Source organism: Rhizobium sp. R634 (assembly GCF_002211305.1).
Classification (GTDB): domain Bacteria; phylum Pseudomonadota; class Alphaproteobacteria; order Rhizobiales; family Rhizobiaceae; genus Rhizobium.
Genome location: NZ_LOKW01000024.1, coordinates 155,220 through 166,594, shown reverse-complemented (window position 1 = coordinate 166,594; position 11,375 = coordinate 155,220). Strand labels below are relative to the sequence as shown.

Below are 11,375 nucleotides of genomic sequence, written 5' to 3'. Positions count from 1 at the left end.
AGCGCGGGGCGTGCAGCAGGCAGAGATCATCAGTCCGAAACTGCCTGCAATCAGCGATCTTCCAACGGTCGCGGTTGCCTTCGGCGGCGGCGGCGCGCGTGGACTTTCCCATATCCATATCATCGAAACGCTTGATGAGCTCGGCATCCGCCCCGTGGCGATTGCAGGTTCGTCGATCGGGTCGATCATGGGGGCCGGCATGGCCGCCGGCATGTCCGGCGCGGAAATCCGCGAACATGCGCTGGCCACCGTCGGCAACAAGACGGCCGTCGTCAGCCGCATCTGGGGCCTGAGGCCGGCGACCGTGCGTGATGCGGTGGCGAAAGGGATCCGCATCGGCCAGTTCAACCTGGAACGGATCCTCAAGGCCTTCCTGCCGTCCGAGCTGCCGGCGCGGTTCGAGGATCTACTCGTCCCGATGAAGGTCATCACCACCGATTATTACGGCCAGCACGAAGTCATCGTCGAAGGCGGCGAATTGTTCCCGGCGCTCGCTGCCTCTTCCGCCATTCCCGCGGTCTTCATGCCGGTGCGCTTGCACGGCCGGGTGATGATCGACGGCGGCATCAGCAATCCGGTGCCCTATGAATGCCTGATGGATCTCGCCGACATCGTCGTCGGGATCGATGTCGTCGGCGCACCCGAAGGCGACGGCACCCATATTCCGAACCGCATGGAAAGCATCTTCGGCTCCGGCCAGCTGATGATGCAGACGGCGATCACGCTGAAGCTGAAGCTGCGTCAGCCGCACATATTCCTGCGCCCGACGGTCGGGCGCACCGGCGTTATGGATTTTCTCAAAGCCCGCGAAGTGCTCGCCATGTCCGTCGGGGTCAAGGACGACCTGAAATTCGCCCTCGACCGCGAGATCGAAGCGCGCTTGAAACGCTAGTTCTTATGGGGCATGGCCCTCATGGCCGCCGCCTGCGTCCTTCGATGCCTCATCCATCATCATGACAGTGCCTTCGAAGCTCGAGAAGAGCGCAAGCGCGGAAGAATCAAGGCTTGCCTCAGCCTCCTTCAGTCCGGCCGCCAGCCCGGCGGCGTCATTCGCCGAAAGCCCGAGCTTCTCCAGCGTCCCGGCCTCCCTGAGGCTGTCGCCGCTGCAGAGATAGGCGCTCCAGCCATGATGCGTCTTCTTCATCAGGACGCGCCCGCCGCGCCCATCCTGTCGCCAGCCGGCGATCGCCCAATCGGCCTGAACGACGACCGGCGTGATATCGAGAGGTTTCTCCGGCCTTTCGAACATCGTCTTCAGCGTTGCAGCTATCGCCTGCCGGGGGTCATCATCTGCGGATACTGTGGATGCAAACAGAACGGCGAAAAGGATAGCGATGATCGTCTTCATCTGATGCCCTTCCTCAAGCAAGAACGCGTTTCAAGGGCGGTACGAACCGCACGACGATCTGGTCGAAGGCGATCATGGCGACAATGGCGAGCCCGCTCATCGGAAAAGCGAGGGAAAAGATGACGACGATCACCCACAGGCCGGAATAGACCGAGCGCCTTGGCGGCATGGGCGGCACGCCGAGGCGGCCGGCCGGGCGCCGTTTCCACCACATGACGACGGCGGTCACGCAGCTCAGGATGATGGCGAGGCAGGTTGCAAGCATCAGCAACTGGTTGAAAAGCCCCCATTCCTGTCCCTGGTGGACATTGATGCCCCACTCGAGTGCTTGGCCAAGGAAGGGATATTGGCCGAAGCCGATATCGATCAATGGCTTGCCGGAATATTGGTCGATATGGACGGTGCGTTCGCCGGAGAGATCGTCGGGATAGACGGAAGCGGTATAGACGCCCGTCTCGTCGGAAGGGATTGTCATATCGAAGCCCGGCGTCATGCCGAGCCGCCTGGCGATCTCCACCGCTCTGTCGAGGCCGATCGGCTTGGCTGACTGCGCCGCGGCGATATCGGAAAGCGGGACGGGCGCCTTCTCGATGATCCAGCCGCTCTTCGGGAGAATATCCTCGGTTACTTTGCGCGACTTCGGCACGTCGTCCCAGAGCTGAACGGGGTAGCCGAGGCCCTGCTCGGTCAGCCAGGCATTGGCATTGGCTCCCCAATAGCCCGACCAGGGCATGCCTGTAATCGCCAGGAAGAAGATCAGCACACCTGCGAAAGCGCCGGTCACCGCGTGCATGTCGCGCCAGAAAACGCGGCGGCTCGGCGTTCCCCGCACGGTGATGACGCCGCCCGTCTGGCGTCGCGGCCACCAGAGATAAATGCCGGTGACGACGAGCACCATGGCGAAGCCGCCGGCAATTTCGGTCAGCAGGTTCGTCCCGCGGCCGAAATAGGCGAGGCTGTGGATGCGCTTGACGACATAGTTGAACTCGTCGGTCGGTCCGACCGCGTCGAGCACCTTTCCATCATAGGGGTTGACGAAGACCAGCGTCGCGCCGGCCTCGCGGGAGGCGACGGTGACGATGGCCGATCGTTCCGGCAGGGCCGGATCCTTGTAGGAGGTTACGATGGAGCCCGGCACCGCAGATGCGGCGATCGCTGCGATCCGCTCGGCCGGGAGCGCCTTGCCGGCCGGCTGGACGACGTAACGGTAGCCGAAGAAGGTGCTGTTGATCTCATCCTTGAAGAGATAGAGCGATCCTGTGATCGCCAGGTTGAGCATGAAGGGTATGACGAGAAGCCCGGCAAAGAAATGCCAGCGCCAGATGGCGCGATAGAGCGAAACGCCATCGATGGCGCCCTCCACCGGTTCGGCAGCAGGAATGGTCGACATGAGAATGGATCCGTATCCACGGCCGATGGCACGCATGCAGGTCGGCCGGTGTTGAAAGGCGCGTTACGGCGCCCGCCGCAACACGAGGTTCAGGCAGGGATCGGATGGAAAGGAGGCGCGCGAGGGCCGGTATTGGGCGGGAAAAGCTGGCGCTGGAAGGGCTCGTCGGGGATCGGCAGTTCGGCCGCGACGGCAAAGGGTATCGGAAGACCGGCGACATCAGCCGGCGCCGGCAACAGGGTCGAAGCGCTGATCCGGCAGGCCTCGCAACCATGCGAATGGGCTTTGCCGTGCTGGCCGTGGTCGGACGTGTCGCTGACGGTCACGCATAGCGTCGGCAGCGTTCCATCGGGAAGCACATATTGCGAGAATTCAGCCGGACCGGGATCGGCGGCTGCGGCGGGAGCCTGATGGGCGAAGCCGACGAAAACAAGCGCGACGGCGCAGAGGATGCGCAGTGCCCATTGTTCGATTTGTCCTGCCCGCCTGATCAACATTCCCTCACGGATCATTCCGATCGCCGGTTGATAGACGCTGCTCAGCGCTTGTTCAATGCGTCAATTTTGCAAACGGGAGGCGGTCACGCATCCGCCGTCACATCCACCGTTCCGGCCAGCGGATCGTCCTCGAAGGGATCGGTAGCCCGTTTCGGCTTGACCAGCGGTTCGGGATGGACGGGGTGGGAAAACAGCATGTCGCGCCCGGCCTGCAGGCCTTCGGATACCTGCAGCACCAGACGCGCCTCGTCGCGCTTGCGGATATCCTCGCCGATTTCATAGGCGTCGACCTCGGCAACGCCCAGCGCCTCCAGCGTTCGCCGCCCGAAGAGCAGGCCGGATTCCAGCGTTTCGCGCAGCTCGTAATCGACGCCCTTGTTGCGCAGTTCGATCGAGTGGATGCGATCGTAGGAGCGCACGTAAAGCCGCGTGTGCGGATAGTCCGCCTGCACCAGTTCGACCACCTTGTCGGTGATCTCCTTCTTCTGCGTGCAGACAAGCACGATCTTCGCCCGGTCGATGCCGGCCGAGCGCAGCACGTCCTTGCGCGTGCCGTCGCCGAAATAGATGCGGAAACCGAAGGAGGAGGCCTGGCGGATGCGGTCGGCCGAAAAATCGATGACCGTGACGCTGCGCCCGCCGGCAAGCAGGATCTGGGCGGCGATCTGGCCGAAACGGGAAAAGCCGACCATCAGCACGTCGGCACCTGCGCCTTCGAAATCCTCGTCCAGTTCTTCCTCTTCATCGGCGCTCAGCAGCCGCTTCGAAAGCGCGGCGCCGATCGGCGTCAGCGCCATGGACAGCGTGACGATCGCCACCAGCAGAGAAGCCGTGCTCGTCGACATCAGCCCGACCACGCCCGCCGTCGTGAACAGCACGAAACCGAATTCGCCGCCCTGCGGCAGGAGGAACGCGATGCGGATCGCATCATTGTGCGAAGAGCCGGAGATCCGGCAGAGCCCGTAGATGATGATCGCCTTGACCGCCATGACGATCGGCACGGCGACGAGGACGAAGACGGCGTTGTCGACGAGAACCTCGAGTTCCAGCGACAGGCCGACGGCGATGAAGAAGATGGCGAGCAGCACGCCGCGGAACGGCTCGATATCGGCCTCCAGCTCGTGCCGGTAGGAGGATTCGGCCAGCATGACGCCGGAAAGGAAGGCGCCCATGGCCATCGAAAGCCCGGCAAGCTGCATCAGGCTCGCCGATCCCATGACGACGAAGAGCGCGGCTGCGATCATCGCCTCGCGCGCGCCGGTCCGGGCGATGACCTGGAAGAGCGGCGTCAGCAGATAGCGGCCCATGACGATCATCGCCGCGACCGCGCCGATCGCCACCGCGAAATCCAGGAGCGGCGCGTTGCTGCCCTTGTCGCCGCCGTCGAGAATGGTGATCAGCGCCAGGAGCGGCACGATCGCCAGGTCTTGAAACAGGAGCATCGAGAAGGAGCGTTGCCCGTATTTCGTGTTGACGTCGCCGTCACCCTCGAGGATCTGCATGGCGAAAGCCGTCGAAGAGAGCGCCAGGCCGAATCCGGCAACGATGCTGCCGCGCCAGTCGACGACATGGGAAAGCCAGGCGAGCGCCGTCAGCGCCAGTCCCGTCAGCACCACCTGGGCGGTGCCGAGGCCGAAGATATCGCGCCGCATCTGCCAGAGGCGGCTGGGCTTCAGCTCCAGCCCGATGATGAAGAGCAGGAAGACGACTCCGAGCTCGGCCACGGCGAGGATCTGTTCGCCGTCCGTGATGCCGTGGAAGACCGGGCCGATGACGATGCCTGCCGCGAGATAGCCGAGCACCGTCCCAAGCCCGAGCTTCTTGAAGATCGGGGCTGCGACCACTGCGCCTCCGAGCAGCAGGATCGTTTCGGAAAAAAACTCGTTGGGCGCGGACATGCTGCAATTTCTTTCCATGGCGGGGAGCATGCGGGCAGCCCCGACAAAGAATCGGCGGCGGCGGCCTTGATGCCTGGGAGAGTGCACAATAAATGGAAGCCGAAGGAAAGGCCAAATCATGTCCTCTGAAATCGATTCCTCGACACTTCTTTCCCGCGCAACTCAGTTGATCGATCTGGCAAGGAAGGCTGGGGCCGACGCTGCCGACGCCGTCGTCGTCCGGTCGCGCTCGCAATCGGTCAGCGTGCGCCTCGGCAAGGTCGAGGGAACGGAGTCTTCCGAAAGCGACGATTTTTCGCTGCGCGTCTTCATCGGCAAGCGCGTCGCCAGCGTTTCTGCCAATCCGGGTTTCGATCTCCAGGCGCTTGCCGAACGCGCCGTCGCCATGGCGAAGGTTTCCCCGGAGGATCCCTTCGCCTGCCTGGCGGATGAGGAGAACCTCTCGAAATCCTATCCAGACCTGCAATTGCTCGACACGACAGAGGTCTCCTCCGAGATGCTGCGCGAGGCCGCTCTTAGCGCCGAGGCGGCGGCGCTTGCGGTCGAGGGTGTGACCAATTCTTCCGGCGCTGGCGCATCGGCCGGCATGGGCGGCCTCGTTCTTGCGACCTCCCACGGTTTTGCAGGCAGCTACATGGCCTCCCGTTTCGGCCATTCCGTCAGCGTCATTGCGGGCGAAGGCACTGGCATGGAGCGCGACTATGATTTCGACAGCCGCCTCTATTACGCCGATCTCGACGATCCCTCCGAAATCGGCCGCCGCGCCGGCGAGCGGGTGGTCAAACGCATCAATCCGCGCCAGGTGCCGACCGGCAAGGGTGTCACCGTCGTCTTCGATCCGCGTGTCGCGCGCGGCTTCGTCGGCCATATCGCCGGAGCGATCAACGGCGCCGCGGTTGCCCGCAAGACCAGCTTCCTGCGTGACAAGATGGGCCAGCAGGTGCTGAAGGCGGGCCTGTCGATCACCGACGATCCGCTGATCGTCCGCGGCCCGTCCTCGCGGCCCTTCGACGGCGAGGGCGTCTCCGGCGAGCGGCTGGTGATGATTGAGGACGGCGTGCTGAAGCACTGGTTCCTTTCGACCTCGACCGGCCGCGAGCTCGGTCTTGAAACCAACGGCCGCGGCGTGCGCGGCGGCAGCTCCGTCACCCCTTCCTCGACCAACCTTGCCCTGGAACCCGGCGACGTCTCGCCGGATGAGCTGATCCGCAGCGTCGGCAACGGTTTTTACGTCACCGAACTGATCGGCCACGGCGTCAACATGATCACCGGCGAATACAGCCGCGGCGCCACCGGCTTCTGGATCGAGAATGGCGAACTGACCTTCCCGGTGTCCGAGGTGACGATCGCCTCGAACCTCAAGGAGATGTTCATGCGCCTGACGCTGGCAAACGACATCGACCGCAAGTTCGGCGTCGCAGCCCCGACCTTCGCCATTGAAGGCATGACGCTCGCAGGGCGCTAGAGATGATGAGCGAGAGCGATAACAGCCGCTGGCAGAGCGATCTCGCACTGATCGCCGATGCGGCGAGAGAGGCAGGCGCGGTCGCTTTCAGCTTCTTCAACCAGTCTCCCGAGGTCTGGTGGAAAAACGAGGACCGCTCTCCCGTCAGCGCCGCCGATTTCGCCGCCAACAAGACGCTCGAAACGATCCTGCGCAAGGCCCGTCCGGATTATGGCTGGCTGTCTGAGGAAACCGAGGACGATGCCGACCGCCTCTCGCGTGAGACGCTGTTCATCGTCGATCCGATCGACGGCACGCGCGCTTTCCTCGGCGGACAGAAGGTCTGGTGCGTCAGCGTCGCGGTCGTCCATCACGGCCGGCCGGTCGCCGGCGTGCTCTATGCGCCGGCGCTGGAGGAGCTCTATGAAGCCGCCGAAGGCGGGGTTGCGCTGAAAAACGGATCGGCCTTCACCGTCTCCAATGCCGGACCGGAGGAGACGAGCCGCATTGCGATCGGCGAGGACCTGCTGAAAACCTTTGCGCCGGAGTTTCGCGATCGGGTCACGCGCCACAAGCACGTTCCCTCGCTCGCCTATCGCATCGCCATGGTGGCGGACGGTCGCCTCGAAGGCACCTTCGTCAAGGGCAATTCGCACGATTGGGACCTTGCTGCCGCCGATCTGATCCTCGCCCGCGCCGGCGGCGCTCTCGTCGATCTCGCCGGCAGGCCGATCCTCTACAACCGCGCCGACGTGACCCACAAGGTTCTCTGCGCCGCGCCCGCGTCCCGCATCAATGAGTTCCTCGCGGCCTTTCCGGGACGACGAGACAGTTGACGTTTCCGTCAAAATCCCGCAGATGGATTGGCGGAGGAGACTAGCAGAAAGAGAACAAGAAAATGACCGACTCCGGTGACAAGAAGCAGCTTTTGCACCTCGTTTTTGGCGGCGAGCTGGAAAACCTCGATGATGTGCAGTTTCGTGATCTAAGCGGTCTCGATATCGTCGGCATTTTCCCCGATTATGCCACGGCGCTGACGGCCTGGAAGTCGAAGGCGCAGCAGACGGTCGACAATGCGCATATGCGCTACTTCATCGTCCACATGCATCGTTTGCTCGATCCGCAGGAAAAAGCCAAAGGCAACTGACCTTTGGTCCATGCCGACGGCCAAACGCTCCTTGAGCGGAATTCGCGCGTCGGCCGCCCGGCAGGCGGCTCGTTTGACGCATTCTGAACAAAATGATCGGCCATTCCGGCCGCAACGATAATTAGGGAATGGGGTTTGATGGCGATCGCTTTTGATCGGAGGCAGGCGCAATGAGCTCCCGGATGGCGCGGTTCGGTCTGAGCGCATATCGTCTGGCGGGAACCGTGGCCTCTCCTGTCGTCGGCCTCTATCTCACCTACCGCACGGCCAAGGGCAAGGAAGACCGCGCGCGCCGCCTGGAGCGCTTCGGCTATCCGAGCGCCAACCGGCCGCAAGGCCCGCTCGTCTGGTTCCACGCCGCAAGCGTCGGGGAAACCAACGCCGTCATCCCGCTGATCCGTGAAATCCGCCGCCGCGATATCCATGTCATCCTGACGACCGGCACCATCACCTCCGCCAGGCTCGCCGCCGAGCGCATTGGCAATGAGGCGATCCATCAATATGTGCCGCTCGACCTGAAACCCTCCGTCAGCCGTTTCCTCGATTACTGGCAGCCCGATTGCGCCATCATCGCCGAATCCGAGATCTGGCCGGCGACGGTGCTGGAGCTCGGCCGCCGCCGCATTCCGCAGATCCTGGTCAATGCCCGCATGTCGGACCGCTCCTTTGCCCGCTGGCGCCGCCGCCCGGCAATCGCCGAGGCGCTGTTCGAGAATCTCGCCCTCGTCATCGCCCAGTCGGACGTCGATGCCGAACGTTTCCGTGATCTCGGCGCCGTCCCCGTCATCACCTCGGGCAACCTCAAGGTCGATACCGACGCCCCGCCTTATGACAGCGCTGTCTTCGCCCGCTACAAGAAGCAGATCGGCGAGCGCAAGACCTGGGCGGCGATCTCGACCTTCGACGGCGAGGAGAATGCCGCCGGCATCGTTCATCGCGCCCTGAAGGAGCGTGATCGCCAGTTGACGATCATCGTGCCGCGCCATCCCGAGCGCAGCGACGAGATCGAGGCGGCTCTCGTCAAGCAAGGACTGAAAGTTGCCCGCCGCACCCGCGACGATGTCCTGTCGGCCGATGTCGATGTCTTCCTCGGCGATACGATCGGCGAAATGGGCCTTTATTTGAGACTGACGGAGGTCGCCTTCGTCGGCCGCTCGCTTTTTGCCGAAGGCGGCCAGAACCCGCTGGAGCCCGCCATGCTCGGCTGCGCCATCCTCTCCGGCGGCAATGTGCAGAATTTCCGCGAATCCTATCAGAAACTTGCCCGCAGCGGCAGCGCCCGCATGGTGCGCGATACCGAGATGCTGGCCAAGGGCGTGCATTACCTGCTGACCAATGATGAGGCCCGCCGCAGCATGATCGAGGCCGGCATCACCGCCGTGCACGACATGCGTGGCGCATTGTCGGCGACGGTCAGAGGGCTGGAACCCTATATCAATCCGCTCACCGTCAAGGCGCGACTGCTGCCGAAAGCCATGGCGCAGGTCTGAGGAGGCACGATGTCGGCTGCGGCGCATATCAAAGGCATTCTCTTCGACAAGGACGGCACGCTGCTCGATTATGACGAGAGCTGGCTGCCGGTGAACCGCGAGCTTGCGCGCATCGCTGCCGAAGACGACGCCGCCCTGGCGGACCATCTTCTCGCCGCATGCGGCATGGATCCGGTGACCGGCCATATCGTTCCCGACAGCCTGCTTGCCGCCGGCAATACCCGCCAGATCGCCGAAGGCCTCGTCGGCGCCGGCTCCAAGGTCGACGTCATCGAGCTGACGATCAAGCTCGACAATCTCTTTGCCAACGCGGCCGAATTCTCCGTGCCGGTCACCGATCTCGCGGCTTTCTTTTCCCGCCTGAAACAGCGCGGCTTCAAGCTCGGTATTGCCTCCAGCGACAATGAGCGCTCGATCCGCCAGACGGCCCAGCGTTTCGGCATTTCCGAATATGTCGATTACATCGCCGGTTACGACAGCGGCTTCGGCGTCAAGCCGGAGCCCGGCATGGTCCTCGGCTTCTGCGCCGCGACCGGTCTTTCGCCGGCCGAAGTCGCCATGGTCGGCGACAACAATCATGATCTACATATGGGCCGCAATGCCGGGACGGGGCTTAAGATAGCGGTGCTGACAGGCACGGGTTCGCGCTCCTCGCTTGCCGCCGCGGCCGATCACGTGCTCGACGATATCACCGGCATCGAGACGCTGCTGCCGGACCTGCAGCCGGCCTGATCGGTAAGGGCTTGCATTTTCATCGGTTTTGACCTCTCAATCCGGCCGGGAAAACGGAAATTCTCCGGCCGGTCAGGGAGCGGAACGGCAAAATGATTTCAGAAGCGCCGCCGTTCTGGTGGAGGAAAGCCGATTGGAGGGCCTGGCTGCTCTCGCCGCTTTCTTTTCTCTATGGCCGTATTGCCGGCCACCGCATGGCCCATGCGCGCCGTGCCTCCGTTCCCATTCCCGTTATCTGCGTCGGCAATTTCACCGTCGGCGGCGCCGGCAAGACGCCGACTGCGCTGGCAATCGCTCGCGCCGCCAAGGCCAAGGGGCTGAAGCCGGGTTTTCTCAGCAGGGGTTATGGCGGCTCGATCGATGTGACGACGGTGGTCGATGCCGACCACCACCGGGCGCTCGCCGTCGGCGACGAGCCGCTGCTGCTTGCCCGGGAGGCCCTGACGGTGATTTCCCGCAGGCGCGTCGACGGGGCTCGGCGGCTGGTGGCGAAGGGCGCCGATCTCATCATCATGGATGACGGCTTCCAGAGCGCTCGGCTGGCGATCGACTATGCCCTGCTCGTCATCGATGCGACGCGCGGCCTCGGCAATGGCCATATCGTGCCGGGCGGACCGGTACGCGCGCCGATCCGCCAGCAATTGCGCCATGCGACGGCCCTGCTGAAAGTCGGCAGCGGCAATGCCGCCGACCGGATCGTGCGCATGGCGGCGCGGGCGGCCAAGCCCTATTTCACCGCCTCGCTGAAGGTGCGCGGCGACAATACGCTCGCCGGCACCAAGGTTCTCGCCTTTGCCGGCATCGCCGATCCCGCCAAATTCTTCCGCACCGTTGAGTCGCGCGGCGCCGAAATCGCGGTCGCCAAAAGCTTCGGTGATCACGAGCACCTGACCGAGGACGAGATCGACGACCTCCTGGCGACCGCCGAGCAGCAGGGTCTGCTGATCGTCACCACTTCTAAGGATTTCGTCCGCCTCGCCGGTCATCAGGGCAAGGCCGAACAACTGGCGCAAAAATGCCGGGTGATCGAGGTTGATATGGTGTTCGAGGATCATCTCGCAGCGGGACTGATTATCGACCGGGCGATCGTCGCCTGCCGCGAACGGCGCCTGCGGGAAATGAAGGCGGGGAACAATTCCCGCCCGAGCGCTTAATTCAGCGGTCGGCAGCCGCCCTGGGTAAAGTAAAATTCACGAACGTCGCTGGTTCGGCAGCACGCCGGCGCGTTTGTCGGCTTCGAGCGAAGTGCCGACGTCTGCGTAGGGTTCCTGCCGGGCGACGCTCCAGTAGCGCAGCTCGTCGAGCGGAATATGCTTCCCGCTCATCGCGCAGACGACGTAGGAACCGGGAGAGAGAATCTGGAAATCGCCATCGAGATAGCGGATCTTCGCCTCGCGGTTCCCGTGCCCTTCGAACAAATTCATGTGCT

At 63.6% G+C, this 11,375-nt stretch carries 12 protein-coding genes; 7 read left to right on the top strand and 5 right to left on the bottom strand.

The window, feature by feature from the left end:
• Positions 1-10 precede the first annotated feature (10 nt).
• The gene (locus tag ATY77_RS21320; RefSeq protein ID WP_088688726.1) at positions 11-892 is read left to right on the top strand and encodes a patatin-like phospholipase family protein; all 882 of its coding nucleotides are present in this window, start codon (positions 11-13) and stop codon (positions 890-892) included.
• Positions 893-895: 3 nt separating this feature from the next.
• On the opposite strand, the gene ATY77_RS21315 is transcribed toward ATY77_RS21320, so the two are convergent.
• The 4 genes from ATY77_RS21315 to ATY77_RS21300 all read right to left on the bottom strand — a co-directional run bounded on the left by ATY77_RS21315 (position 896) and on the right by ATY77_RS21300 (position 5,133).
• On the bottom strand, positions 896-1,348 hold the full coding sequence (locus ATY77_RS21315) for a copper uptake system-associated protein (RefSeq protein WP_088688725.1): 453 nt from the start codon (positions 1,346-1,348) through the stop codon (positions 896-898).
• Between the two features lie 13 nt (positions 1,349-1,361).
• Positions 1,362-2,738 carry a PepSY domain-containing protein gene (locus ATY77_RS21310; protein WP_088688724.1) on the bottom strand — a complete coding sequence of 459 codons (1,377 nt, stop codon included), beginning with the start codon at positions 2,736-2,738 and terminating at the stop codon, positions 1,362-1,364.
• Between the two features lie 89 nt (positions 2,739-2,827).
• Positions 2,828-3,232 (bottom strand): hypothetical protein, encoded by a 405-nt coding sequence (locus ATY77_RS21305; RefSeq protein ID WP_088688977.1) that lies wholly within the window; start codon positions 3,230-3,232, stop codon positions 2,828-2,830.
• Between the two features lie 86 nt (positions 3,233-3,318).
• Positions 3,319-5,133, bottom strand: coding sequence for a monovalent cation:proton antiporter-2 (CPA2) family protein (locus tag ATY77_RS21300; protein ID WP_088688723.1), 1,815 nt, complete (start codon positions 5,131-5,133; stop codon positions 3,319-3,321).
• A gap of 118 nt (positions 5,134-5,251) precedes the next feature.
• On the opposite strand from ATY77_RS21300, the gene ATY77_RS21295 reads away from it, so the two are divergent.
• The 6 genes from ATY77_RS21295 (at position 5,252) to lpxK (ending at position 11,100) form a co-directional block, all read left to right on the top strand.
• Positions 5,252-6,598 carry a TldD/PmbA family protein gene (locus ATY77_RS21295; RefSeq protein WP_088688722.1) on the top strand — a complete coding sequence of 449 codons (1,347 nt, stop codon included), beginning with the start codon at positions 5,252-5,254 and terminating at the stop codon, positions 6,596-6,598.
• A gap of 5 nt (positions 6,599-6,603) precedes the next feature.
• Positions 6,604-7,413: a 3'(2'),5'-bisphosphate nucleotidase CysQ gene (locus ATY77_RS21290; protein WP_088688976.1), complete on the top strand. Its 810-nt coding sequence runs from the start codon at positions 6,604-6,606 to the stop codon at positions 7,411-7,413.
• Positions 7,414-7,475: 62 nt separating this feature from the next.
• Entirely contained in the window at positions 7,476-7,724 is a 249-nt protein-coding gene (locus ATY77_RS21285; protein ID WP_088678545.1) for a DUF4170 domain-containing protein, read from the top strand.
• Between the two features lie 170 nt (positions 7,725-7,894).
• Positions 7,895-9,214, top strand: a complete 1,320-nt coding sequence (waaA, locus tag ATY77_RS21280) for a lipid IV(A) 3-deoxy-D-manno-octulosonic acid transferase (protein ID WP_088678544.1) — start codon at positions 7,895-7,897, stop codon at positions 9,212-9,214.
• 9 nt (positions 9,215-9,223) lie between these two features.
• Complete coding sequence (locus tag ATY77_RS21275) at positions 9,224-9,946, top strand: HAD family hydrolase (RefSeq protein WP_088688721.1); 723 nt, start codon at positions 9,224-9,226, stop codon at positions 9,944-9,946.
• Between the two features lie 92 nt (positions 9,947-10,038).
• Positions 10,039-11,100 carry a tetraacyldisaccharide 4'-kinase gene (gene lpxK, locus ATY77_RS21270; RefSeq protein ID WP_088688720.1) on the top strand — a complete coding sequence of 354 codons (1,062 nt, stop codon included), beginning with the start codon at positions 10,039-10,041 and terminating at the stop codon, positions 11,098-11,100.
• A 36-nt stretch (positions 11,101-11,136) separates the two neighbouring features.
• Here lpxK and ATY77_RS21265 read toward each other — a convergent pair whose 3' ends face one another.
• Positions 11,137-11,370, bottom strand: a complete 234-nt coding sequence (locus ATY77_RS21265) for a DUF2093 domain-containing protein (RefSeq protein WP_088678541.1) — start codon at positions 11,368-11,370, stop codon at positions 11,137-11,139.
• Positions 11,371-11,375 lie beyond the last annotated feature (5 nt).

What these genes read in the sequence shown, in the direction of transcription:
- waaA (WP_088678544.1), top strand. Translation starts at nt 7,895, where the DNA reads ATGAGCTCCCGGATGGCGCGGTTCGGTCTGAGCGCATATCGTCTGGCG.
- ATY77_RS21310 (WP_088688724.1), bottom strand. Translation starts at nt 2,738, where the DNA reads ATGTCGACCATTCCTGCTGCCGAACCGGTGGAGGGCGCCATCGATGGC.
- ATY77_RS21265 (WP_088678541.1), bottom strand. Translation starts at nt 11,370, where the DNA reads ATGAATTTGTTCGAAGGGCACGGGAACCGCGAGGCGAAGATCCGCTAT.
- ATY77_RS21295 (WP_088688722.1), top strand. Translation starts at nt 5,252, where the DNA reads ATGTCCTCTGAAATCGATTCCTCGACACTTCTTTCCCGCGCAACTCAG.
- ATY77_RS21275 (WP_088688721.1), top strand. Translation starts at nt 9,224, where the DNA reads ATGTCGGCTGCGGCGCATATCAAAGGCATTCTCTTCGACAAGGACGGC.
- ATY77_RS21300 (WP_088688723.1), bottom strand. Translation starts at nt 5,133, where the DNA reads ATGTCCGCGCCCAACGAGTTTTTTTCCGAAACGATCCTGCTGCTCGGA.
- lpxK (WP_088688720.1), top strand. Translation starts at nt 10,039, where the DNA reads ATGATTTCAGAAGCGCCGCCGTTCTGGTGGAGGAAAGCCGATTGGAGG.
- ATY77_RS21290 (WP_088688976.1), top strand. Translation starts at nt 6,604, where the DNA reads ATGAGCGAGAGCGATAACAGCCGCTGGCAGAGCGATCTCGCACTGATC.
- ATY77_RS21315 (WP_088688725.1), bottom strand. Translation starts at nt 1,348, where the DNA reads ATGAAGACGATCATCGCTATCCTTTTCGCCGTTCTGTTTGCATCCACA.
- ATY77_RS21285 (WP_088678545.1), top strand. Translation starts at nt 7,476, where the DNA reads ATGACCGACTCCGGTGACAAGAAGCAGCTTTTGCACCTCGTTTTTGGC.